Origin of the sequence: Lelliottia sp. SL45 (assembly GCF_026672535.1) — a bacterium.
In the GTDB taxonomy this organism is placed as follows: domain Bacteria; phylum Pseudomonadota; class Gammaproteobacteria; order Enterobacterales; family Enterobacteriaceae; genus Enterobacter; species Enterobacter nimipressuralis.
The window spans coordinates 412,838-438,036 of sequence record NZ_JAPPRH010000003.1; the positions used below are offsets into that span (position 1 = coordinate 412,838).

Here is a 25,199-nt window from a genome sequence, read left to right on the forward strand (position 1 = left end):
TGGCTTTTTTCATTTTGGGGATTTGTCATGGCTGAACCGCAGGTTTTATTCGACTACACCGGGCACTTACCGGAATGCCCGACCTGGAGCGAAAGCGAAAACGCGCTCTATTGGGCCGATATTCTGGAAGGTGAAATTCATCGTTATCACCTCTCTTCGGGTCAACACTCTGTTCTCTCATTTCATGAGGAGGTCGGGTGTTTTGCCTTACGCGAGAAAGGCGGTTTTATCGTCGCAATGCGTAACGCGATCTGGCTGACGGATAAGCACGGCCTGCTCCAGCGAAAAGTCTGCGATAACCCGTCGAATCCTCAACTGGCGCGTTTTAACGACGGCGGCACCGATCATATCGGGCGTTTTTACGCGGGAACATTCTGGGGACCGGGGGATTACAACGGCGCGATGCTGATGCGCATTGATAACGATCTGACGCCGAAAGTCATTCAGTGTGATATCCACGGGCACAACGGCCTGGCCTTTAGTCCGGACAGGGAGTGGATGATGACTTCAGATACGCCGAACCGCGTGATTTACCGTACACCGCTGGACGAAAAGGGCGAGCCGGGTGTCCGTGAAGTGTTCCGCCGCTTCGAAAAAGGCGAGGGAATACCGGATGGTGCCGCGATGGATACCGAAGGCTGCTACTGGAGCGCGTTGTTTGATGGCTGGCGTATTGCGCGGTTTTCTCCGCAGGGGGAACAGCTGGAAGAGTATCGCTTGCCGGTGCGCTGTCCGACGATGGTCTGTTTCGGTGGGGATGATATGAAAACTCTGTTTATCACCACCACGCGTGAAAATATGGATCGTGACGAAGTGACGAAATATCCGCTATCGGGCGCTATCTTCACCCTGCCAGTCAGTGTGGCAGGAATGAAGAAAGGCCCGTTTATTGAGCGTTAAACTGGATCGACCGGGACCACGTTCTCGCCCGGATAGCAGCCCAGCACTTTCATCGAACGGGTGATTTCGCCCAGTTCGCGCAGGGCTTTCTGCATGGACGCTGATTTGAGGTTGGCCTGGATATCGAGATAGAACATCTCTTCCCATGGATTGCCGTTGATCGGACGTGATTCCAGTTTGGTCATGATCAGGTTGTGATTACGTAACACCAGCAGGGCTTCAACCAGCGCACCCGCCTGCTGGCCGGTCGCCATCAGCAGAGTGGTTTTCGCCGGGACCTGCTCGGACACATCAATCGCTTTACGTGCCAGCACCACGAAGCGGGTGATGTTCTGCGTCTGGTTAGCCAGGTTGCGCTCCAGCACCTGCAGGCCATACAGCGCGCCACCGGCTTCACTACCGAGAGCCGCCACGCGCGGAGAGTTGGCCTGCGCCACTTTCTCCATCGCCGCTGAGGTGCTTTCGGTGTACTCAATTTTCCAGTTCGGATAGCGGTTCAGGAACTGGCTGCACTGCTGGAATGGCTGCGGGTGGCTGTATACGGTATCAATTTGATTCAGGTCGGTTGAGCCTGAGACCAGCACGCAGTGATCAATTGGAATGGTCATTTCGCCAACCAGCGACAGGCTGGTGTGCTGAAGCAGATCGTAGACGTCATTAATCGCCCCGGAACTGGTGTTCTCAATCGGCACCACGGCGTAGTCTGCCTGACCGGTTTCAACCTGGTTAAAGATATCGGCAAATTTGGCGCAACCACTCTCGATAAACTCCTCGAAATGGCGGGCGGCATACTGGCGTGCGGCCAGGTGCGAGTAAGAGCCTTTCGGTCCCAGAAATGCGACGCGCGCGGAGTGCGGATTGGTTTTATTCAGATGTTGTTGCAGCAGCGCTTGCTGGGTCAGAACGGAATCTTCAATGATCAACTGGAACAGGCGAGTGATGTAGTGTGCATCGAGGTGGTGGGCTTTACCCAGTTGGATCAGGCGCTCCAGCAGATCGCGCTCACGGTCGATATCACGTACCGGGCGGTGGGAGTCCAGCTTGGCTTTACCCACTTCAACGGCGAGCGTGCGGCGTTCAGCCAGCAGCGCCAGTAATTTCTCATCCAGCGCGCTGATTTTTACTCGCAGATCCAGTAACGGGTTTTCCGATGTCATAGCGTTGCCTATTTCGTTTATTGTTATCAATAAAAAAGGCCCCCCGGTGTGGGAGGCCTTGTTGTTCGTCTTCGCATTCTTTATCACACGACGAAACGCCTCCCATTCAGGGGAAGGTAAAAAAGAATGCGAAGAAAAACGGGGTGTGGTTCATGAGTTCATCCTGTTGTTGATACTGTTAAAGTACCCGTACTGTTTTGATGCTGTCAATAAAAAACGCGCCCGGAGGCGCGTTGGCGGTACACTCAATTTAAAGGATTACTCTTCTTCAACTTCTTCGGCATAGCTTGCGTCTTTCACCGAGGTGGTGGCGCGACGGGCTTCGCCTTTGTGTTGCACTTTATTGAGCTGCCGTTCCAGCTTGTTGATCAAATCGTTGATAGCGGTGTACATATCTTCGTGTTTAGCGCTGGCGACCAGATGGCCGTTAGGAGTATTGATAGTTGCGTCAGCGGTAAAACCCTGTGGTTCCTTAGACAGAATGATATGCGGGTTAATCAAATGAGTTTGCCATTTATCCAGTTTGGCGAGACGGTCTGCGACGTGCTGGCGAATTGCCGGAGTAATTTCCATTTGCTTACTGGTAATGTTCATTGTCATAAATTTTACCTCTTGTCTTTCCGTCTTGGTGATTCCAGCATACCTGTCCTAATGTCAAAATGTGTGATCTAAATCACGTTATTTTGTCACTTTTTGTCAAGGAAGCTTTTTTGTGAGGAAAGACAGGAACAGGTGATTTTTACCTTGTCGAACTCAGGAATTGCAGCCATAGTTGATAGGATTCGTCGGCACCAAACCGCTTCAGTGGATGGCGAAATGGATAAAAAAACGGCAGCCCTTGGGCTGCCGTTTTACGTTTGGGAACGATCAGGTATTGCTGCTGTTCGCGGCGATAATCTTCGCCACTTTCTCAGCCTGTGCGTTCATCTGCATCTGGCGGTACGCGTTTTCCATCAGCTTCAAACCATCGCGAGTGGCTTGTGTGTCCGGGTAATCACGCAGCATGCCTTCGACGCGGTTAACCACTGCCACCCATGCGCCACGACGCGTATAGTACTCGGCAACGGAGTACTCATACTTGGACAGACGATCTTTCAGGAACACCAGACGCTTGGTGGCATCGGTGATGTACTGACTGTTCGGGTAGCCGCGCACCAGCTTGGAGAAGTCATTAAATGCGTCACGCGCGTGCTGCGGGTCGCGGTCAGAACGATCAACACCGAAGAAACCTTGCAGAGCACTGTCATCCAGAGCCATGTTGGTCAGGCCGCGCATGTACATGACATAATCAATGTTCGGATGAGTCGGGTTCAGACGGATGAAACGATCGATGGTAGCCTGAGCCAGCGGCAGATCGGCATTTTTGTAGTAGGCGTAGATGAGATCTAATTGTACCTGTTGGGAATACGGACCAAATGGATAACGATTATCCAGCGCTTCCAGTTGCGTTATCGCCTGTTTCCAGTTACCGTCCTGCAGTTTTTGTTGTGCAGTCGCATAGATTTCATTCGGCGGATTGTCAGGGACCTGTTCATTTGAACCGGAGCAGCCCACCAAAGCCAGGCTCAACGTGGCCGCTGCCACCAGATATTTCATGCGCGTCATGACGTTTTGACTTTCCTCAAATGTTTGTCCGGGAGAATCTCTTTCCTGCTCCCGATTAAGACCAGCTACAATAGCACACTATATTATACGGCAAAGCCGTAAAACCCAACGTTAAACGAAGAAGCAGTCTATGGCACAACGAGTAGAACTCACCGCAACAGTCTCCGAAAATCAGCTCGGTCAACGCTTAGATCAAGCTTTGGCCGAAATGTTCCCTGATTATTCGCGTTCACGCATAAAAGAATGGATTCTTGACCAGCGCGTGCTGGTTAACGGCAAAGTATGGGACAAGCCAAAAGAGAAAGTGTTAGGTGGGGAAGCCGTCGCCATCAATGCTGAAATAGAAGAAGAAGTCCGCTTTGAGGCACAAGAGATCCCGTTAGAAATCGTCTATGAAGATGATGACATTCTGGTGATCAACAAACCGCGCGGCCTGGTCGTGCATCCTGGCGCCGGTAATCCTGACGGCACCGTACTGAATGCGCTGCTTCATTATTATCCGCCGATTGTTGACGTTCCGCGTGCGGGCATCGTTCACCGTCTGGATAAAGACACTACCGGTCTGATGGTGGTCGCGAAAACGGTTCCTGCCCAGACGCGTCTGGTGGAATCGCTGCAGCTGCGTGAAATCACCCGTGAATATGAAGCCGTCGCGATTGGTCATATGACATCTGGCGGCACGGTCGAAGAGCCGATCAGCCGTCACCCGACCAAGCGTACCCATATGTCAGTGCATCCGATGGGGAAACCTGCGGTAACGCACTACCGCATTATGGAACATTTCCGCATTCATACGCGTCTGCGTCTGCGTCTGGAAACCGGCCGTACTCACCAGATCCGTGTGCATATGTCGCACATTACCCATCCGCTGGTGGGCGATCAGGTTTACGGTGGTCGTCCGCGTCCGCCGAAAGGCGCGTCGGAAGAATTTATCAGCACTCTGCGTAAATTCGATCGCCAGGCCTTACACGCGACCATGCTGCGTCTCTATCACCCGATCACCGGTATCGAGATGGAATGGCATGCGCCAATTCCTCGGGATATGGTCGAGCTGATTGACGCGATGCGTGCGGACTTTGAAGAACATAAGGATAAAGTGGACTGGTTATGACCAAACTGATTGTCCCGGAGTGGCCAATTCCTGAAGGCGTGGCAGCCTGTAGCTCTACCCGTGTAGGTGGCGTCAGTCACGACGCGTGGGCGTCATTAAATCTTGGCGCCCACTGTGGCGATAACCAGGAACATGTCGAAGAGAACCGCAAGCGTATGTTTGCGGCAGGAAATCTGCCATCAAAACCGGTCTGGCTTGAGCAGGTGCACGGCAAAGATGTGTTGAGGCTGACGGGAGAACCCTACGCTTCAAAACGTGCCGACGCCTCTTACAGTAAGACTCCCGGGACAGTCTGTGCCGTGATGACCGCCGATTGTTTGCCTGTTCTGTTTTGCAACCGCGCGGGTACCGAAGTGGCAGCAGCCCATGCTGGCTGGCGCGGGCTGTGTGCGGGCGTACTTGAAGAGACGGTTGCCTGTTTCGACGATCGTCCGGGCAATATTATTGCCTGGCTCGGTCCGGCGATTGGGCCACAGGCCTTTGAAGTCGGGCCAGAAGTGCGTGACGCCTTTATCGACAAAGACTCGCAGGCCGTCAGTGCGTTTCAGCCGAAAGGGGATAAATACCTGGCCGATATCTATCAGCTTGCCCGCCAGCGGCTTGGCAATGTCGGTGTGACGCAGATCTTCGGTGGCGATCGCTGTACCTTCACCGAAAAGGGTGATTTTTTCTCCTATCGTCGCGACAACACGACAGGTCGTATGGCAAGTTTCATTTGGCTGATATAACCTAACGAATCAAGACGATCCGGAACGCGCTGTTTTCTTTTCGTATAATTCAGGTCATTAACCTTGAATAATTGAGGGATGACCTCATTTAATCTCCAGTAGCAAATTTGACCTGTTATGGGAGGAGTTATGCGTCTGGATCGTCTTACTAATAAATTCCAGCTTGCTCTCGCCGATGCCCAGTCTCTCGCACTGGGGCACGACAACCAATTTATCGAACCTCTTCATTTAATGAGCGCCTTGCTGAATCAGGAAGGGGGATCGGTACGTCCTTTACTCACGTCTGCTGGCATTAATGCTGGCGAGCTGCGCACAGCCGTCGATCAGGCGCTGAGTCGTCTGCCACAGGTGGAAGGTACCGGTGGGGATGTTCAGCCGTCTCAGGATCTGGTGCGCGTGCTGAATCTTTGCGACAAGCTGGCGCAAAAACGTGGGGACAACTTTATCTCGTCAGAACTGTTTGTTCTGGCGGCGCTTGAATCACGCGGTACGCTGACCGATCTGCTGAAATCATCCGGTGCGACAACCGCCAATGTGACTCAGGCGATTGAAAAAATGCGTGGAGGTGAAAGCGTGAACGATCAGGGAGCCGAAGACCAACGTCAGGCTTTGAAAAAATATACGGTCGATCTGACTGAGCGTGCGGAACAAGGCAAGCTCGATCCGGTGATTGGCCGCGACGAAGAAATTCGCCGCACTATTCAGGTATTGCAACGTCGTACCAAAAACAACCCGGTACTGATCGGTGAACCCGGTGTCGGTAAAACTGCCATCGTCGAAGGTCTGGCGCAGCGAATTGTTAACGGCGAAGTACCGGAAGGGCTGAAAGGCCGTCGTGTGCTGGCTCTGGATATGGGGTCGCTGGTGGCCGGGGCGAAATACCGCGGTGAATTCGAAGAGCGTTTAAAAGGCGTGCTTAACGATCTGGCGAAACAGGAAGGTAATGTCATCCTGTTTATCGACGAACTGCACACCATGGTCGGTGCCGGTAAAGCCGACGGGGCCATGGATGCCGGGAACATGCTGAAACCAGCTCTTGCGCGCGGTGAACTGCACTGTGTCGGTGCGACAACGCTCGATGAGTATCGACAGTACATCGAGAAAGACGCTGCGCTGGAACGTCGATTCCAGAAAGTGTTCGTAGCGGAACCGACGGTGGAAGACACCATTGCTATCTTACGTGGCCTGAAAGAACGCTATGAGCTGCATCACCATGTGCAGATTACTGACCCGGCTATCGTGGCGGCGGCGACACTGTCTCACCGTTATATTGCCGACCGACAGCTGCCGGATAAGGCCATCGACCTGATCGATGAGGCGGCGTCCAGCATTCGTATGCAGATTGACTCCAAGCCGGAAGAGCTAGACAGACTCGACCGCAGAATCATTCAGCTCAAGCTTGAACAGCAGGCGCTGAAGAAAGAGTCTGATGAAGCGAGTAAAAAGCGCCTGGATATGCTTAATGAGGAACTGGACGACAAAGAGCGTCAGTATTCTGAATTAGAAGAAGAGTGGAAAGCTGAGAAGGCGTCGCTTTCTGGCACGCAGACGATCAAGGCTGAGCTTGAGCAGGCGAAAATCGCCATTGAGCAGGCGCGTCGCGTGGGCGATCTGGCACGTATGTCTGAGTTGCAGTACGGCAAAATTCCGGAACTGGAAAAACAGCTGGAGATGGCAACTCAGTCTGAAGGCAAAACCATGCGTCTGCTGCGTAATAAAGTAACGGACGTGGAAATTGCCGATGTGCTGGCGCGCTGGACGGGTATTCCGGTTGCTCGCATGTTGGAAGGGGAGCGCGAAAAACTGCTGCGTATGGAGCATGACCTGCACCACCGTGTGATCGGTCAGGATGAAGCCGTCGAAGCCGTATCAAATGCGATTCGTCGTAGCCGTGCGGGCTTATCGGATCCTAATCGCCCGATTGGTTCGTTCCTGTTCCTTGGGCCGACCGGTGTTGGTAAAACCGAGCTGTGTAAGACACTGGCGAATTTTATGTTCGATAGCGACGACGCGATGGTGCGTATTGATATGTCCGAGTTTATGGAGAAACACTCCGTCTCGCGTCTGGTCGGTGCGCCTCCAGGATATGTCGGCTATGAAGAGGGCGGTTACTTAACTGAAGCAGTGCGTCGTCGCCCCTATTCCGTCATCTTATTAGATGAAGTGGAAAAAGCGCATCCGGATGTCTTCAACATCTTGTTGCAGGTTCTGGATGATGGACGTCTGACTGACGGGCAGGGGAGAACGGTCGATTTCCGCAACACTGTGGTGATCATGACCTCGAACCTGGGTTCCGATTTGATTCAGGAACGTTTCGGCGAACTGGATTACGGTCATATGAAGGATCTGGTATTGGGCGTGGTTAGCCAGAGCTTCCGTCCGGAATTCATTAACCGCATAGATGAAGTTGTTGTGTTCCACCCTCTGGGGGAAAAACACATTGCGTCTATTGCCCAGATTCAGTTGCAGCGTTTGTATAAACGTCTTGAGGATCGTGGCTATGAAATCCACATCTCTGACGACGCGCTGAAGCTGCTGAGTGCAAATGGTTACGATCCGGTTTACGGGGCGCGTCCTCTGAAACGTGCTATCCAGCAGCAGATCGAAAACCCGCTGGCGCAGCAAATCCTTTCTGGGGAGCTTGTCCCAGGGAAAGTGATTCGTCTGGAAGTCAACGAAGACAAAATTGTGGCAGTGCAGTAAGTCACAAAACATCAAAAACGAGCCTTTCGGGGCTCGTTTTTGTTTAAAAACCAGGCGAGACTCAGTGTTAGAGGTTCGATTTGCCTGGAAAATGAGCAGTCAGTCATTATTTTCTGATTTAGACTTGCAGCCTCAGAATAACTCCCTATAATGCGCCTCCACTGACACGGAACAACGGCACGCAAGCCGCCGGGACAGCAGGGGTTCAGCGATGAACGCCGACAGCGAAAAGCGAAATTAAACGCTTGACTCTGAATGAGGAAAACGTATTATACGGGACCTCGCAACGGTGAGCGAAAGCCGCGTTGCACTGCTCTTTAACAATTTATCAGACAATCTGTGTGGGCACTCAAAGTGACATGGATTCTAAACGTCGAAAGACGCTAAATGAATACCAAAGTCTCTGAGTGAACATACGTAATTCATTACGAAGTTTAATTCACGAGCATCAAACTTAAATTGAAGAGTTTGATCATGGCTCAGATTGAACGCTGGCGGCAGGCCTAACACATGCAAGTCGAGCGGTAGCACAGAGAGCTTGCTCTCGGGTGACGAGCGGCGGACGGGTGAGTAATGTCTGGGAAACTGCCTGATGGAGGGGGATAACTACTGGAAACGGTAGCTAATACCGCATAACGTCGCAAGACCAAAGAGGGGGACCTTCGGGCCTCTTGCCATCAGATGTGCCCAGATGGGATTAGCTAGTAGGTGGGGTAACGGCTCACCTAGGCGACGATCCCTAGCTGGTCTGAGAGGATGACCAGCCACACTGGAACTGAGACACGGTCCAGACTCCTACGGGAGGCAGCAGTGGGGAATATTGCACAATGGGCGCAAGCCTGATGCAGCCATGCCGCGTGTATGAAGAAGGCCTTCGGGTTGTAAAGTACTTTCAGCGAGGAGGAAGGCATTGTGGTTAATAACCACAGTGATTGACGTTACTCGCAGAAGAAGCACCGGCTAACTCCGTGCCAGCAGCCGCGGTAATACGGAGGGTGCAAGCGTTAATCGGAATTACTGGGCGTAAAGCGCACGCAGGCGGTCTGTCAAGTCGGATGTGAAATCCCCGGGCTCAACCTGGGAACTGCATTCGAAACTGGCAGGCTAGAGTCTTGTAGAGGGGGGTAGAATTCCAGGTGTAGCGGTGAAATGCGTAGAGATCTGGAGGAATACCGGTGGCGAAGGCGGCCCCCTGGACAAAGACTGACGCTCAGGTGCGAAAGCGTGGGGAGCAAACAGGATTAGATACCCTGGTAGTCCACGCCGTAAACGATGTCGACTTGGAGGTTGTTCCCTTGAGGAGTGGCTTCCGGAGCTAACGCGTTAAGTCGACCGCCTGGGGAGTACGGCCGCAAGGTTAAAACTCAAATGAATTGACGGGGGCCCGCACAAGCGGTGGAGCATGTGGTTTAATTCGATGCAACGCGAAGAACCTTACCTACTCTTGACATCCACGGAATTTAGCAGAGATGCTTTAGTGCCTTCGGGAACCGTGAGACAGGTGCTGCATGGCTGTCGTCAGCTCGTGTTGTGAAATGTTGGGTTAAGTCCCGCAACGAGCGCAACCCTTATCCTTTGTTGCCAGCGGTCCGGCCGGGAACTCAAAGGAGACTGCCAGTGATAAACTGGAGGAAGGTGGGGATGACGTCAAGTCATCATGGCCCTTACGAGTAGGGCTACACACGTGCTACAATGGCGTATACAAAGAGAAGCGACCTCGCGAGAGCAAGCGGACCTCATAAAGTACGTCGTAGTCCGGATTCGAGTCTGCAACTCGACTCCATGAAGTCGGAATCGCTAGTAATCGTAGATCAGAATGCTACGGTGAATACGTTCCCGGGCCTTGTACACACCGCCCGTCACACCATGGGAGTGGGTTGCAAAAGAAGTAGGTAGCTTAACCTTCGGGAGGGCGCTTACCACTTTGTGATTCATGACTGGGGTGAAGTCGTAACAAGGTAACCGTAGGGGAACCTGCGGTTGGATCACCTCCTTACCTGAAAGAACCTGCCTTTGTAGTGTCCACACAGATTGTCTGATGAAAAGTAAATAGCAAGGCGTCTTGCGATTGAGACTTCAGTGTCCCCTTCGTCTAGAGGCCCAGGACACCGCCCTTTCACGGCGGTAACAGGGGTTCGAATCCCCTAGGGGACGCCACTTGCTGGTTTGTGAGTGAAAGTCACCTGCCTTAATATCTCAAAACTGATTCTCAGGAATCATGTTTGAGATATTTGCTCTTTAAAAATCTGGATCAAGCTGAAAATTGAAACGACACACTGCGTCTGTTCTCCGTAATAAGAACAGAGTGACGGTGTGTTCGAGTCTCTCAAATTTTCGCGACACGAGGGTGTTTTACGAAACATCTTCGGGTTGTGAGGTTAAGCGACTAAGCGTACACGGTGGATGCCCTGGCAGTCAGAGGCGATGAAGGGCGTGCTAATCTGCGATAAGCGTCGGCGAGGTGATATGAACCTTTGACCCGGCGATACCCGAATGGGGAAACCCAGTGTGTTCCGACACACTATCATGTCATGAATACATAGTGGCATGAGGCGAACCGGGGGAACTGAAACATCTAAGTACCCCGAGGAAAAGAAATCAACCGAGATTCCCCCAGTAGCGGCGAGCGAACGGGGAGGAGCCCAGAGTCTGAATCAGCGCGTGTGTTAGTGGAAGCGTCTGGAAAGTCGCACGATACAGGGTGAAAGTCCCGTACACAAAAATGCACACGCTGTGAACTCGAAGAGTAGGGCGGGACACGTGGTATCCTGTCTGAATATGGGGGGACCATCCTCCAAGGCTAAATACTCCTGACTGACCGATAGTGAACCAGTACCGTGAGGGAAAGGCGAAAAGAACCCCGGCGAGGGGAGTGAAAAAGAACCTGAAACCGTGTACGTACAAGCAGTGGGAGCCTCTTTTATGGGGTGACTGCGTACCTTTTGTATAATGGGTCAGCGACTTATATTCTGTAGCAAGGTTAACCGTATAGGGGAGCCGAAGGGAAACCGAGTCTTAACTGGGCGTTAAGTTGCAGGGTATAGACCCGAAACCCGGTGATCTAGCCATGGGCAGGTTGAAGGTTGGGTAACACTAACTGGAGGACCGAACCGACTAATGTTGAAAAATTAGCGGATGACTTGTGGCTGGGGGTGAAAGGCCAATCAAACCGGGAGATAGCTGGTTCTCCCCGAAAGCTATTTAGGTAGCGCCTCGTGAACTCATCTTCGGGGGTAGAGCACTGTTTCGGCTAGGGGGCCATCCCGGCTTACCAACCCGATGCAAACTACGAATACCGAAGAATGTTATCACGGGAGACACACGGCGGGTGCTAACGTCCGTCGTGAAGAGGGAAACAACCCAGACCGCCAGCTAAGGTCCCAAAGTCATGGTTAAGTGGGAAACGATGTGGGAAGGCACAGACAGCCAGGATGTTGGCTTAGAAGCAGCCATCATTTAAAGAAAGCGTAATAGCTCACTGGTCGAGTCGGCCTGCGCGGAAGATGTAACGGGGCTAAACCATGCACCGAAGCTGCGGCAGCGACGCTTATGCGTTGTTGGGTAGGGGAGCGTTCTGTAAGCCGTTGAAGGTGTGCTGTGAGGCATGCTGGAGGTATCAGAAGTGCGAATGCTGACATAAGTAACGATAAAGCGGGTGAAAAGCCCGCTCGCCGGAAGACCAAGGGTTCCTGTCCAACGTTAATCGGGGCAGGGTGAGTCGACCCCTAAGGCGAGGCCGAAAGGCGTAGTCGATGGGAAACAGGTTAATATTCCTGTACTTGGTGTTACTGCGAAGGGGGGACGGAGAAGGCTATGTTAGCCGGGCGACGGTTGTCCCGGTTTAAGCATGTAGGCGGAGGTTCCAGGTAAATCCGGTACCTTTTTAACGCTGAGGTGTGATGACGAGGCACTACGGTGCTGAAGTAACAAATGCCCTGCTTCCAGGAAAAGCCTCTAAGCATCAGGTAACATCAAATCGTACCCCAAACCGACACAGGTGGTCAGGTAGAGAATACCAAGGCGCTTGAGAGAACTCGGGTGAAGGAACTAGGCAAAATGGTGCCGTAACTTCGGGAGAAGGCACGCTGGTGTGTAGGTGAAGTCCCTGCGGATGGAGCTGAAACCAGTCGAAGATACCAGCTGGCTGCAACTGTTTATTAAAAACACAGCACTGTGCAAACACGAAAGTGGACGTATACGGTGTGACGCCTGCCCGGTGCCGGAAGGTTAATTGATGGGGTTAGCGGCAACGCGAAGCTCTTGATCGAAGCCCCGGTAAACGGCGGCCGTAACTATAACGGTCCTAAGGTAGCGAAATTCCTTGTCGGGTAAGTTCCGACCTGCACGAATGGCGTAATGATGGCCAGGCTGTCTCCACCCGAGACTCAGTGAAATTGAACTCGCTGTGAAGATGCAGTGTACCCGCGGCAAGACGGAAAGACCCCGTGAACCTTTACTATAGCTTGACACTGAACACTGGTCCTTGATGTGTAGGATAGGTGGGAGGCTTTGAAGCGTGGACGCCAGTCTGCGTGGAGCCAACCTTGAAATACCACCCTTTAATGGCTGGTGTTCTAACGTAGACCCGTAATCCGGGTTGCGGACAGTGTCTGGTGGGTAGTTTGACTGGGGCGGTCTCCTCCTAAAGAGTAACGGAGGAGCACGAAGGTTAGCTAATCCTGGTCGGACATCAGGAGGTTAGTGCAATGGCATAAGCTAGCTTGACTGCGAGAGTGACGGCTCGAGCAGGTGCGAAAGCAGGTCATAGTGATCCGGTGGTTCTGAATGGAAGGGCCATCGCTCAACGGATAAAAGGTACTCCGGGGATAACAGGCTGATACCGCCCAAGAGTTCATATCGACGGCGGTGTTTGGCACCTCGATGTCGGCTCATCACATCCTGGGGCTGAAGTAGGTCCCAAGGGTACGGCTGTTCGCCGTTTAAAGTGGTACGCGAGCTGGGTTTAGAACGTCGTGAGACAGTTCGGTCCCTATCTGCCGTGGGCGCTGGAGAATTGAGGGGGGCTGCTCCTAGTACGAGAGGACCGGAGTGGACGCATCACTGGTGTTCGGGTTGTCATGCCAATGGCATTGCCCGGTAGCTAAATGCGGAAAAGATAAGTGCTGAAAGCATCTAAGCACGAAACTTGCCCCGAGATGAGTTCTCCCTGACCCTTTAAGGGTCCTGAAGGAACGTTGAAGACTACGACGTTGATAGGCTGGGTGTGTAAGTGCAGCGATGTATTGAGCTAACCAGTACTAATGAACCGTGAGGCTTAACCTTACAACGCCGAAGATGTTTTGGCGAAGCAGAGACAGTCGATTTTCAGCTGATACAGATTAATTAATGCGCAGGAATGCGTGTTGATAACAGAATTTGCCTGGCGGCTTTAGCGCGGTGGTCCCACCTGACCCCATGCCGAACTCAGAAGTGAAACGCCGTAGCGCCGATGGTAGTGTGGGGTCTCCCCATGTGAGAGTAGGGAACTGCCAGGCATCAAACAAGTGAAGAGGCCATCCGCAAGGATGGCCTCTTTGCGTTTTTTTCCTTTCTTGTTTATGCCTCTGCTTCCCTCCGTGAAACTTTCTCACCACTCCGTTGCATTCCTGGTATTCCTCCTAATCGATTACCCTGCTAAGTAAATGTGTGATTCAAATCACAATGTTAAATATAACAAAAATATAACATTTCATTTACTAAATGATTGGATGCTAGTGTCCAACACGCTTAAGTCTTATGGCAGGAGCACACTTAAATGACCGAAGGTATCACATCGCACGGGACGCTGGCTGACAGCGATACCCGGCGCAGAGTATGGGCGATTGTCAGCGCGTCATCCGGCAACCTGGTTGAATGGTTCGACTTCTACGTTTACTCGTTTTGTTCCCTCTATTTTGCTCATATCTTTTTTCCGTCCGGCAACACGACTACCCAGTTGCTCCAAACCGCAGGGGTATTTGCTGCAGGATTTCTGATGCGTCCAATTGGCGGCTGGCTGTTTGGCCGAATTGCAGACAGACAAGGGCGTAAAATCTCAATGCTGATCTCTGTCTGCATGATGTGCCTCGGATCGCTGGTGATTGCCTGTCTGCCGGGATATGACACGATCGGTACGTGGGCACCCGCGCTGTTATTACTGGCTCGATTGTTCCAGGGCCTTTCCGTCGGCGGTGAATACGGTACAAGTGCTACCTACATGAGTGAAGTTGCTGTGGAAGGGCGGAAAGGTTTTTACGCCTCCTTCCAGTACGTCACACTGATCGGCGGGCAGTTGCTGGCTATTTTAGTGGTGGTTGTTCTGCAGCAGGTGCTGACGGATGAGCAATTGCATTCTTGGGGATGGCGCATACCTTTTGCGATGGGAGCGGTTCTGGCGGTCGTGGCTCTGTGGCTGCGCCGACAGCTTGATGAAACCTCGCAAAAAGAGGTGAGGGCGCTGAAAGAAGCAGGTTCGTTGAAAGGGTTATGGCGTAACCGGAAAGCCTTTGTGATGGTATTAGGGTTTACCGCTGGCGGTTCGCTGAGCTTTTACACGTTCACCACTTACATGCAAAAGTACCTGGTGAACACCACCGGGATGCATGCCAATGTGGCCAGTATCGTCATGACGGCGGCTTTATTTGTATTCATGCTGATTCAGCCATTGATTGGCGCACTGTCAGACAGAATCGGGCGGCGGACATCCATGCTCATCTTTGGTGGGTTATCCGCGCTATGTACAGTCCCAATCTTGTCCGCGCTGCAACATGTTTCATCACCCTATGCTGCTTTCGCACTTGTGATGGTGGCGATGATTATCGTGAGTTTTTACACGTCGATAAGCGGAATATTGAAAGCAGAAATGTTCCCTGCTCAGGTCCGCGCTCTGGGAGTGGGATTGTCGTATGCGGTTGCTAATGCACTCTTCGGCGGTTCGGCAGAATATGTCGCGTTAACACTGAAATCGGTAGGCAGTGAAAACACCTTTTTCTGGTATGTCACCGTGATGGGGGCGTTGGCGTTTATTGTCTCACTGATGCTACACCGCAAAGGGAAAGGCATTCGTCTTTAATAATGTGCCAGTTGCCACACCGCATAGCCGGTGGTGGCACCGGCAACATCCCAGGCAAAATCTTTCCAGCTCCAGCCGCTCCCTGCAGGGCGGCTGTCCCATAACTCTTTCGAGGCACCCAGACTGACGGAGAACATGAATCCGTAAACGGCGCTGCGATCGCGGCTCACACCCTGGTGCTGCGCGTATTCATTACCGGCGGCGGAAAGCATCGCTGAGGCGATAAAGTGCTGGGCTTTATCCTGACCCTGCCAGCTGTCATTAGCCATATGACTGCAGCCTGAAAGTAATAGGGAAATGAGCAGGAGCAAAACGCGCATAACAGACTCCAAAAAAAAGCCCCGTCACTGACAGGGCCTGGTCGTTACAGAATGCGGCTAATCAGACGGTCAATACGAATACGGCGTAAACGGCGGATAAGCTTACGCACTTTCACCGGGTAGTCCGCAATACTTTGCAAATCGCGGTAATGGCGAACGGTAGTCGTATGGGTACGAATCAGCTCAAGTTCACGTTCACGCTGGGCTGAAAGCTCATGTCGCGGATCGTGGATCAGAATGGCATTTTCCAGATCCAGGCGCCAGGCGCGCGGGTTGAGGTTGTTCCCGGTCAGCAGCATCCAGTCATCATCAACCCACATCCCCTTCAGATGATAGCTGTTGTCTTCGTCTTTCCAGAGGCGGACCACCAGTTGATCGGTGTTGACGTAATACTGCAAGCGGCTCAGGAAGCGACGCAGGTTGATTTCATAAAGATAGGGCAACGCACCGATAATTTTGAACGGCTGATCTTCCGGAATGAAGAAGTCGTTCGCGGTTTTATCCCCAACGATAATTTCGACTTTTTTCCCATCGCGCAGCAGCTGGATAATATTACGCACCAGGATTGCCGGTAAGTTGAAGTACGGCGTACAGATCGTCAGCTTCTGCTCAGTACACGGCATCAGATGATAGATGGTCTTGTTCAGCAGGCTGGATTTTCCCAGCCCGACCAGCGGCGTAACGGACAGCTGTTCATTATTTGCGTCTCCCTGGAAATGATAAACCGCATCGCGCAATTCCTGACGGAAAAGGCGGATGTCGTTTTTGATTTCCGGGCTTTTTGGACGATTCGGATCGTCAAGACGATTGACGCCACGACCATGAACCAGGTTTTGATCGACCCAGTTAAACATGATGTCCGCCATCTGCGCATTGCGAATCAGATGGTAGCGGTCGTAGCGATACTTATCGAGCTGATGCAGGTAAACGTCATTGAGGCTGGCGCCGCTGTACAGCACGCTGTCATCAATGATGAATCCTTTGAAATGCAGAACGCCCAGGGCTTCGCGCGTATTGACAGGAACACCATACACACGGACGTCAACGCCTGGGTTTTCCTGTGCCATACGGCAGTACCAGTCGGCATTGGTGTTGGATGCGGCAGCGCCAATTCGGCCACGCTGCGCACGGTGCCAGTCAACCAGTATACGAACGTCCAGTTCCGGGCGCTGGCGTTTAGCTTCATAGACCGCGCTTAAAACCGCGCGTCCACCTTCATCCTGTTCGAGATAAAGCGCCACAATGCAAATACGTTGCGTGGCACTCGCAATCTTTTCCAGAAGCGTCTCCCTGAAATGGGCGGGAGCATAAAAGAACTCGACATCATCAACTGACTGAGAAATCTTCGGTAGTTGAGCAAGGTGTTGTTGATGTTTATTACGCTTAAATTTTGACAACATCACAGTGCGTATCTTCTCTGTTCATTGAAGGGTTATCTGGCATCTGCAGACAACATAAGCGGACAATGATACCACCAGAACTGACGAAAGTGGTCAACATTTCCAGTACCTTACTCTTGAGCAGACGTCGATGCCAGGCGGAGCGAGAGGGCGACAATTCCCTCATCCAGCTGAATATCTACGTCGAATCCGAGTTTACGCGCCAGGGTAATCATGCCGCGGTTATTCGGCATAGTAATGCCATTCAGGCAGAGCAAACCGTGATCTCGGGTATAGCCAATCAGTTTTTCCAGCAAACGCCGACCGAGACCAAGGCCTTTCAGATCGGAGCGAACCAGCACGGCAAACTCGGCATCCACGTTGTCAGGATCGGAAATTGCCCGCGTGACACCCAGGATCTCATCGCCTTCATCACGATGGCGAACAGCAACAAACGCCATTTCCCGATCGTAGTCGATCTGGGTCATATTGGCTAAATCTTCATGGGTAAATTCGCTGATTTCGCTAAAGTAGCGATAGTACAAATCTTCTTTCGTCACCTGAGCGATAAAGGCTCGCAACTGAGGTTCATCTTCGGGCAAGATTGGGCGAAACAGCACCTGCTCGCCATTTTTCATTTCCACCCACTCTTCCAGTTGCAGAGGGTACGGGCGAATAGCCAGTCTGCTTTCGCGATCACCTGTAAAGGGCGCAATATCCAGTGTGACATCCAGCGCGATAAATTCATTGCCCGACGCCAGCAGCGGATGAATATCCAGCCGCTGAATCTCAGCACAATCGACGATCAGGTTAGAGACCTGGACCAGAAACTGGCTCAGCCCGATAATATCTAAAGGCTGGAGCGCGCTGCGACCGCGGATCTTTTTGCTCTTAATAGCCTGAATCACCAGATAGCGAGCCAGATTCATATTCAGCGGCGGCAGGGCAACCACGGCCTGTTCTGCCGGTCGCCACTCAACACCGCCTTCACCCAGCATAATCAACGGGCCAAAGACCGGATCGTGTTCAACCACGACTCGTAATTCCTGAGCTCCGGCGCGATTCGCCATGCTCTGTACCAGAAGCCCGTGAACTCGCGCCTGCGGCCAGGCCATTTTTACGCGGTCAAAAATCGCCTCGGCGGCCTGTTGTACTTCCGCGGCGGTGCGCAGATAAAGCATCACCCCCTGCACATCCGACTTATGCGGAATATCTGGCGAACGAAGTTTTAACGCCACCGGATAACCAATCTGTTCGGCAATATGCACCGCCTCGGCGCTGTCGCTCGCAATCCAGGTGGGTAAAGTCTGCATACCATAGGCATCCAGAATGGGTCGTACTTCATGGGTATCCAGAGAAGACGCACCGTCCTCAATGGCCTGGCGTAACAGGTTGTGCGCTTCGGTCGCATTGGCGGCCAGATTGCCGGGCAATGCGGGCGTTTCACGCAGTTGCTTTTGGTTGCGGCGGTACTCCACCATATGCATAAACGCAGTAATAGTGCCTTCCGGCGTGCGGTAGGTGGGCAGTCCTGCCTCGCTGAACAAACGCCGCGCTTCCTGAGAAGAGTATTCTCCGCACCAGTTGGTCAACAGCGTGACGTATTTCCCGCGTGGATGGTTTTTGACAGCATCAATCAGCGCGCGTGCGCTTTGGCTACCGGGGGCGACGGCGCTGGGGGAATGAATCACCATTAGCGCGTCAAAATCCTGGCTATCCAGCAACAGGGAGATCGCGTTGACATAGCGCTCGCTACTGGCGTCATCCCGCAGATCCAGTGGGTTACCCGGCGTGACGCTGGCTGGCAGTGCTTCTTTAAGCCGCTGAATCGTCTCATCGCTCAGGGTGGCGAGTTTCCCGTTACGCAACCACAGCTCATCGAGGGCGAGCGCTGCGGGGGCCGCACCGTTAGTTAAAATCATCAGCCTTTCGCCACGCAGCGGGCGCATATGGCTTAGGGTTTCTACGGCCGAGAAAAGCTCGTGGGTATCCTGTACGCGCAGCAAACCAGCGCGCTGAATGGCCGCATCCCAGGCCGGGTCCATGCCTGAGTGAGAGTGCAACAATTTCTGCGCTGCGGGACTACGGCCACTTTTGATCACCAGAATCGGTTTATTACGTGATGCGCTACGCGCAGCAGAAACAAAACGTCGGGCATCAGTTAAGTGCTCCAGATAGAGAAGTATCGCGCTGGTTTTACTGTCGCGCGCGAGGAAATCGAGCAGCTCGTCGACATCAATATCCAGGCTATCGCCCAGCGCGATGAAATATGAAAAGCCCATTTCACGCTGCTGCGCCCAGTCAAGAATAGTGTTGGACACGGCGGCAGACTGAGAGATAAACGCCAGTTTGCCTTTTCGAATCGGCACTGGAGAAAAGCTGGCATTCAGCCCCTGCCACGGCGCCAGCAACCCAAGGCTATTAGGCCCAAGCAAACGCATCTGGTACCGGCTCGCGCTGGCCAGTAGTTCGGCCTGCTGTTCTGGCGGCGAAGAGAGAATAATGCAGGTTTTACAGCCTTTCTCACCCAGCGCGTCGAGCAGGGCGAGATTGCGTTTGGCGTGCGTACACAGGATGGCAAGATCGGGGATAAACGGCAGGCTCTGTATGTCCGGCCAGGCGAGGACGCCCTGAACGGCTTTATAAGCGGGAGTGACAGGCATGACAGGGCCATTAAAGCCCCCGGCCAGCAGGTTGCGCATCATTAAATATCCGGCGCGATCGGGTTTCATCGAGGCTCCGATCACGGCGATGGATTTAGGGCGGAGTAGCGCTTCTAGCCCTCGCTGGCTCATACAAGTCTCCTGTTAACGCGAGTGACCTGATGATTTTAAACGCTTTCCATCTCTTCTGCTGTGATGCTGGCCTGATGTGTGGGTTTTCCTGCCAGGTAACGCTCGCGGAAACAGGAAAAATGGCGGCCCAGGGCGCTGGCGGCCTCGGTGTCGTTCGCCAGATCTAACAGGGCGATAGCCACCTCCGCCGTACAATATTGTCCCTCGGCATGGGCTTCACGCAGGCGATAGGCTGACACGCGGGAGAGATCGACGGAGATCACCGGCAGTGCATCCAGATACGGGCTTTTGCGGAACATTTTTCGCGCTTCGGTCCAGGTACCGTCCAGCATAATAAACAGCGGCGGTTTGCCGGTGGGCGGCGCGGCGATCACCCTGCGGCTTTCACCGGCATAGGAGGCGGGAAACACCACCATGGGTTGATAATCGGGACTGGCGACCAGATCGAGCAGTGCCTGCGGCGGCTCGGTGCGGGACCACTGAAACGCGGCCGTATTCGGCAGAATATCGGCGATTAACCGTCCGGTATTGCTGGGTTTCATCGGCTCGGTGTCAAACATCACCAGGCAGAAACGGCTCTGTGCGTGGCTCGCAGCCAGCGTCTCACACAGACACTGTTTTAGCGGCAACAGGCAGCGCTGGCAGCGACGAATGCGGTTGCCACGGGCAAGAAAAGGGCGGGTCGCACGCGCCAGGCGTTCGGCGCGCAATTGAAGTACGGCGTTATCAGTCATGGAAGAGGCGCAGAAAAAACGCCATTCTCGCAGAGGGAACAGCGGGGCACAAGCAGTGCCCCGTGATTGTCAGAGCGTTTCATTCAGCCAGCTTTCGAAAGGTGCCTTTGGTACGGCACCGTTGAGCATATCCACGACTTCACCCTTTTTGAAAATCATGATGGTGGGAATGCTGCGAATACGGAATCGCGCACTCAGCTCGCGTTCCGCTTCTGTATTGACCTTCACAAAGCGCATTTTACCGCTGCGCTCTTCGGCGACATCTTCAAAAATAGGCGCAAAGTTACGGCATGGGCCGCACCAGGGTGCCCAGAAGTCCACGACTACCGGCAGATCGTCTTTCAGTAATTTATCGAGGGTTTCACCGGTTGCGTTAATCACGTCGCCATCGAAAAGCTCATGACCGCAACGCCCGCATTTCGCTCCATCATCAATTCGGTCATCCGGAATGCGATTGAGAGCCTGGCAGTTGGCACATACGGTATTCATAACTAACCTCTGATAGAGCAGTGGGACAAAGCGGCAAAGTGCCGATAATGTTTCTGATATGTTACATATTATCATTGAGCTTGTTTGAAACGACAATGCGTTTTATTCAATGGGAACAATAGTCACAGGCTTTTGTATGAAATAATGGCTATGCGCTGACACATCGGGTAATCTGCGCGCTTCGCGCAGCGCTGGTGGAGAAAAGCATGAACGACGAACTGAAGAATAAAAGCGGCAAGGTCAAAGTGATGTATGTCCGCAGTGATGATGATTCTGACAAACGCACCCAAAATCCGCGTACCGGAAAGGGTGGGGGCCGTCCGGGACCATCTCGTGCAGACGGTGGCCGTCGCCCCGCCCGCGATGACAGAAATAACCGCGGTGATGACCGCAAACGTGATGACCGTAAGCGTGACGATCGCCGTCGCGATGACCGTCCACGCGATGATTTCCCTCGTGATGCATCCCCATGGCGCACCGTTTCCCGTGCACCGGGTGAAGAAACGCCGGCGAAAGCCGATCACGGTGGAATCAGTGGTAAGAGCTTTATCGATCCGGAAGTCCTGCGCCGTCAACGCGCGGAAGAGACCCGCGTCTATGGCGAAAACGCCTGTCAGGCCCTGTTCCAGAGCCGTCCTGAATGCATCGTTCGCGCCTGGTTTATCCAGAGCGTCACGCCGCGTTTCAAAGAGGCCCTGCGCTGGATGGCAGCAAACCGTAAAGCCTACCATGTGGTAGATGATGCGGAGCTGACCAAAGCATCTGGTACTGAACATCACGGCGGCGTCTGCTTCCTGATCAAAAAACGTAACGGCACCACGGTGCAGCAATGGGTCAGCCAGGCTGATGCCGATGACTGCGTACTGGCACTGGAAGATGTGGGCAACCCGCACAACCTGGGTGCGATGATGCGTAGCTGCGCCCATTTCGGCGTGAAAGGTGTGTTGTTGCAGGATGCGGCGATTGTCGAATCCGGTGCCGCGATTCGTACAGCCGAAGGCGGTGCGGAACATGTGCAGCCGATTACTGGCGAAAGCGTTCTGGATGCTATCGAAGAGTTCCGCCAGGCGGGTTACTCCATCGTGACCACCTCCAGCCATAAAGGTACGCCGCTGTTCAAAGCGACGCTGCCGCGCAAAATGGTATTGGTACTGGGTCAGGAACGTGATGGTCTGTCCGATGCCGCGCTCTCTACTGCCGACCTGAGCGTCTCAATCGACGGAACAGGTAAAGTCGAAAGCCTCAACGTTTCCGTTGCAACCGGCGTCCTGCTGGCTGAATGGTGGCGTCAGAACAAAGCATAATATTGCGTTGTCTACAATTATGCCCGGTGATAGCCGGGCATAATTATTTTTATCCCTTCCGAAAAATCACTCGCTTTCAGCCGGTAACACGGGCATCCAGTCGATTGGCGCTTCATTGCGTTTTTTCAGCCATTCATTGGTCAGAACAAAGTGGTTACAGCCAAAAAATCCGCGGTGAGCCGACAGTGGAGAGGGATGCGGCGCTTTCAGAACATGATGACGCTGGGCATCGATAATCGCCCCTTTCTTCTGCGCATGTGCGCCCCACAGTAAAAACACCACGCCTTCACAATGTTCATTGATAAGACTGATGACTTTATCCGTAAAGGTCTCCCAGCCCAGGCTGGCGTGGGAGTGAGCCTGTCCCGCGCGAACCGTTAACACGGTATTGAGCAGCAGTACGCCCTGACGCGCCCAGCTCTCAAGATAACCGTGCGCCGGACGACTAAAGCCTGGCATCGATCCTTCCAGCTCTTTATACATATTCAGCAGGGAAGGGGGTGTTGCGATCCCAGGACGAACCGAAAATGCCAGGCCGTGCGCCTGTCCAGGACCGTGGTAGGGATCCTGACCCAGAATGACCACTTTCACATCATTCAATTCGGTGTAACGGAAGGCATTAAACACATCCTTCTGGGGAGGATAGATCGTTTGACCGGATTGCCGCTCCTGCGCGACGGTACTGAGCGTATTCACAAAATAAGGCTGTTGCTTTTCATCTGCCAGCACGTCATGCCATGTCAAAGGGGTCGTCATCATGCTCTCCTGCATATCTCAATTGCGCCTAGCTTAACCTTTTCAAGGAAGGGAGCAAAATTCTGCGCGACATTTACGGCTAAGTCTTTCAATTTAATTTGAAATACTCAAATCAGGGTAGGTAGTTGGCTCTGGAAAATTGATCTGAAGCAACAAAATCAAACCACACTATTTGTATGGTTGCGGTTTTTGTTGATTTAAATCAAAGAATCATGGGGTGCCGGCTGATATATATACACTCAAGCAACAATGGTTTTACCAATTGGCCGCGAGAGGCCGACATTCATTAATTAATGTAGCCCTGGAGGCATGACATGATTACAGGTATCCAAATTACTAAAGCTGCAAACGACGACCTGCTGAACTCTTTCTGGCTGCTGGACAGCGAAAAAGGCGAAGCGCGTTGTGTGGTTGCTAAAGCCGGTTTTGCTGAAGACGAAATCGTTCCGGTCAACAAACTGGGCGAAATCGAATACCGCGAGATCCCAATGGACATCCAGCCGGAAGTTCGCGTGGAAGGCGGTCAGCACCTGAACGTTAACGTTCTGCGTCGTGAAACCCTGGAAGATGCGGTTAAGAACCCAGAAAAATACCCGCAGCTGACTATTCGTGTTTCTGGCTACGCGGTACGCTTCAACTCTCTCACCCCAGAACAGCAGCGTGACGTTATCGCGCGTACCTTTACTGAAAGCCTGTAAGGCTTGAGGTTTTGGGGGAATAAAAAAGCCGGGTGATTAACCCGGCTTTTTTTTACTCTTCGTTCTGCGACGTTGGCGGCGTACCGCTTGGCTTACGGCGCTTACCAATGTTTTTGGCATCGCGATGGCGGTTCTTCACGCGCGGCTTCTCTTTCGCCTGCTCTTTTTTCTTCTCTTCGCGTTTCGCGAGCACTTTCTTGGACGGTTTGCCCGTCATCTTTTCGCTCGGTGGGCGCGTGGTCGGACGCAGTTCGTCAATGACGCGAGCTTTCAATGGCTCTTCGATATAGCGGCCAACTTTCAGGAGCAGCATGTAGTCGTGTGCTTCTACCAGCGAGATAGCGTTCCCTTTACGACCCGCACGGCCGGTACGACCGATACGGTGCAGGTAGGTGTCACCGGTACGCGGCATGTCGAAGTTAATGACATGGCTGACATCAGGGATATCGATACCGCGTGCTGCGACGTCGGTGGCAACCAGCACATTGACGCGACCTTCAGTCAGACGCTTAATCCCCTCGGTACGCTTCGCCTGAGGCATATCGCCTTCAAGATAGCAGTTATCGATACCGGCTGAACGCAGCATGTTCGCCAGCTCATGCACACGCTCGCGCTTACGCACAAACACGATGGTACGGGTGGTATCATCTTGTTTCAGAAGATGTTTCAGCAGCTCGACTTTGTGCTCAAGGTTATCGGCGCGGTAATACCACTGGTGAATCTTTTTGCGCTCGCGCGTGGATGGCGTCGCAGACACTTCCGCTGGTTCGTTGAGCAGACGCTCAGCGAAGTCTTTAATTGCGTCACCTTCCAGGGTGGCGGAGAACAGCATCGTCTGTTTGCGCCAGCGCGTTTCGCCCGCAATGTGTTCGATGTCCTGCGCAAAACCGAGTTCCAGCATGCGGTCAGCTTCATCGAGGATCAGCGTTTCCACCGCACGGCAGTCAAAGTTTTCTTCTTTGATGTACTGCATCAGGCGCCCGGTTGTCGCCACCACGATATCCTGGTTCTCACTGAACACTTCGGCGTGGTTCATATAAGCAACACCGCCGGTGATGGTGGCGATATCCAGATGCGTATTCGCGGCCAGTTCACGCGCATGTTCTGCCACCTGCACGGCCAGTTCACGTGTTGGAGTCAGGATAAGAATGCGCGGTGGGCCAGATTTCTTGCGAGGGAAATCGATCAGATGCTGCAAGACGGGCAGCAGGTATGCCGCCGTTTTACCGGTGCCTGTCGGCGCAGAACCGAGTACATCACGGCCTTCTAACGCAGGCGGAATAGCAGCCGCCTGGATGGCAGTTGGGCGTGTGAAGCCTTTATTCTGGAGAGCTTCCAGCAGGCACTCATCGAGTTCAAGTTCGGAAAAAGTCGTTACAGTCATGTTCTACCTCTGTGTGGGGCGCTGATTATAGACGTTATGGCTGCAATCTTCATCTGTTTGTGGATATCCCTTTTCCACCACTTCG

18 protein-coding genes, 1 tRNA gene, 3 rRNA genes and 1 other annotated feature are annotated in these 25,199 nt (G+C 53.1%); of the genes, 11 read left to right on the top strand and 11 right to left on the bottom strand.

What is annotated here, in order from left to right:
* Nucleotides 1-27: 27 nt before the first annotated feature.
* Entirely contained in the window at nt 28-900 is an 873-nt protein-coding gene (locus OVA10_RS07915) for an SMP-30/gluconolactonase/LRE family protein (protein ID WP_268195729.1), read from the top strand.
* On the opposite strand, the gene pheA is transcribed toward OVA10_RS07915, so the two are convergent.
* From pheA to bamD, 4 genes are all read right to left on the bottom strand, one after another.
* Entirely contained in the window at nt 897-2,057 is a 1,161-nt protein-coding gene (gene pheA / locus OVA10_RS07920; protein ID WP_102105362.1) for a bifunctional chorismate mutase/prephenate dehydratase, read from the bottom strand. The genes OVA10_RS07915 and pheA overlap by 4 nt on opposite strands.
* A gap of 29 nt (nt 2,058-2,086) precedes the next feature.
* Nucleotides 2,087-2,212: a sequence feature (Phe leader region), on the bottom strand.
* A complete protein-coding gene (gene pheL / locus OVA10_RS07925) occupies nt 2,164-2,211 on the bottom strand; it encodes a pheA operon leader peptide PheL (protein ID WP_102105455.1) in 48 nt (15 codons plus the stop codon). (Overlaps the previous feature by 48 nt.)
* Before the next feature lie 103 nt (nt 2,213-2,315).
* The gene (gene raiA / locus OVA10_RS07930; protein ID WP_095282963.1) at nt 2,316-2,657 is read right to left on the bottom strand and encodes a ribosome-associated translation inhibitor RaiA; all 342 of its coding nucleotides are present in this window, start codon (nt 2,655-2,657) and stop codon (nt 2,316-2,318) included.
* A gap of 267 nt (nt 2,658-2,924) precedes the next feature.
* The gene (gene bamD / locus OVA10_RS07935; RefSeq protein ID WP_100779259.1) at nt 2,925-3,662 is read right to left on the bottom strand and encodes an outer membrane protein assembly factor BamD; all 738 of its coding nucleotides are present in this window, start codon (nt 3,660-3,662) and stop codon (nt 2,925-2,927) included.
* A gap of 130 nt (nt 3,663-3,792) precedes the next feature.
* Here bamD and rluD point away from each other — a divergent pair, with 130 nt between their 5' ends.
* The 8 genes from rluD (at nt 3,793) to OVA10_RS07975 (ending at nt 15,255) form a co-directional block, all read left to right on the top strand.
* Nucleotides 3,793-4,773: a 23S rRNA pseudouridine(1911/1915/1917) synthase RluD gene (gene rluD / locus OVA10_RS07940; protein WP_181826675.1), complete on the top strand. Its 981-nt coding sequence runs from the start codon at nt 3,793-3,795 to the stop codon at nt 4,771-4,773.
* On the top strand, nt 4,770-5,501 hold the full coding sequence (gene yfiH / locus OVA10_RS07945) for a purine nucleoside phosphorylase YfiH (RefSeq protein WP_268195730.1): 732 nt from the start codon (nt 4,770-4,772) through the stop codon (nt 5,499-5,501). Before rluD ends, yfiH begins: the two co-directional genes overlap by 4 nt.
* A 129-nt stretch (nt 5,502-5,630) precedes the next feature.
* Entirely contained in the window at nt 5,631-8,204 is a 2,574-nt protein-coding gene (gene clpB, locus OVA10_RS07950) for an ATP-dependent chaperone ClpB (RefSeq protein WP_100779262.1), read from the top strand.
* Nucleotides 8,205-8,660: 456 nt separating this feature from the next.
* Nucleotides 8,661-10,200: ribosomal RNA gene (locus OVA10_RS07955) — 16S ribosomal RNA — on the top strand.
* A gap of 85 nt (nt 10,201-10,285) precedes the next feature.
* Nucleotides 10,286-10,361 (top strand) — tRNA-Glu (locus OVA10_RS07960).
* Nucleotides 10,362-10,580: 219 nt separating this feature from the next.
* Nucleotides 10,581-13,487: ribosomal RNA gene (locus tag OVA10_RS07965) — 23S ribosomal RNA — on the top strand.
* A gap of 96 nt (nt 13,488-13,583) precedes the next feature.
* Nucleotides 13,584-13,699, top strand: a 5S ribosomal RNA gene (gene rrf, locus OVA10_RS07970).
* The 16S, 23S and 5S rRNA genes sit together here with 1 tRNA gene alongside, the layout of an rRNA operon.
* A gap of 260 nt (nt 13,700-13,959) precedes the next feature.
* The gene (locus OVA10_RS07975) at nt 13,960-15,255 is read left to right on the top strand and encodes an MFS transporter (protein WP_268195731.1); all 1,296 of its coding nucleotides are present in this window, start codon (nt 13,960-13,962) and stop codon (nt 15,253-15,255) included.
* Here the strand turns inward: OVA10_RS07975 and OVA10_RS07980 are convergent.
* The 5 genes from OVA10_RS07980 to trxC all read right to left on the bottom strand — a co-directional run bounded on the left by OVA10_RS07980 (nt 15,252) and on the right by trxC (nt 20,972).
* Nucleotides 15,252-15,575 (bottom strand): YfiM family lipoprotein, encoded by a 324-nt coding sequence (locus OVA10_RS07980; protein ID WP_100779264.1) that lies wholly within the window; start codon nt 15,573-15,575, stop codon nt 15,252-15,254. The two genes, OVA10_RS07975 and OVA10_RS07980, sit on opposite strands and share 4 nt — an antisense overlap.
* A gap of 44 nt (nt 15,576-15,619) precedes the next feature.
* Nucleotides 15,620-16,975 carry a CDP-diacylglycerol--serine O-phosphatidyltransferase gene (gene pssA / locus OVA10_RS07985; protein ID WP_123427042.1) on the bottom strand — a complete coding sequence of 452 codons (1,356 nt, stop codon included), beginning with the start codon at nt 16,973-16,975 and terminating at the stop codon, nt 15,620-15,622.
* A gap of 110 nt (nt 16,976-17,085) precedes the next feature.
* A complete protein-coding gene (locus OVA10_RS07995; RefSeq protein ID WP_268195732.1) occupies nt 17,086-19,749 on the bottom strand; it encodes a bifunctional acetate--CoA ligase family protein/GNAT family N-acetyltransferase in 2,664 nt (887 codons plus the stop codon).
* A gap of 35 nt (nt 19,750-19,784) precedes the next feature.
* On the bottom strand, nt 19,785-20,483 hold the full coding sequence (tapT, locus tag OVA10_RS08000; RefSeq protein WP_268195733.1) for a tRNA-uridine aminocarboxypropyltransferase: 699 nt from the start codon (nt 20,481-20,483) through the stop codon (nt 19,785-19,787).
* Between the two features lie 69 nt (nt 20,484-20,552).
* Complete coding sequence (gene trxC / locus OVA10_RS08005) at nt 20,553-20,972, bottom strand: thioredoxin TrxC (protein ID WP_100779268.1); 420 nt, start codon at nt 20,970-20,972, stop codon at nt 20,553-20,555.
* A gap of 206 nt (nt 20,973-21,178) precedes the next feature.
* On the opposite strand from trxC, the gene OVA10_RS08010 reads away from it, so the two are divergent.
* A complete protein-coding gene (locus tag OVA10_RS08010; protein ID WP_268195734.1) occupies nt 21,179-22,276 on the top strand; it encodes a tRNA/rRNA methyltransferase in 1,098 nt (365 codons plus the stop codon).
* A 66-nt stretch (nt 22,277-22,342) separates the two neighbouring features.
* Here OVA10_RS08010 and ung read toward each other — a convergent pair whose 3' ends face one another.
* A complete protein-coding gene (gene ung / locus OVA10_RS08015; protein ID WP_102105000.1) occupies nt 22,343-23,032 on the bottom strand; it encodes a uracil-DNA glycosylase in 690 nt (229 codons plus the stop codon).
* 314 nt (nt 23,033-23,346) lie between these two features.
* Between ung and grcA the strand changes: the two genes are divergently transcribed.
* Complete coding sequence (grcA, locus tag OVA10_RS08020) at nt 23,347-23,730, top strand: autonomous glycyl radical cofactor GrcA (protein ID WP_100779271.1); 384 nt, start codon at nt 23,347-23,349, stop codon at nt 23,728-23,730.
* 52 nt (nt 23,731-23,782) lie between these two features.
* Here grcA and srmB read toward each other — a convergent pair whose 3' ends face one another.
* Nucleotides 23,783-25,114 carry an ATP-dependent RNA helicase SrmB gene (srmB, locus tag OVA10_RS08025; RefSeq protein WP_248858946.1) on the bottom strand — a complete coding sequence of 444 codons (1,332 nt, stop codon included), beginning with the start codon at nt 25,112-25,114 and terminating at the stop codon, nt 23,783-23,785.
* Nucleotides 25,115-25,199: the final 85 nt, after the last annotated feature.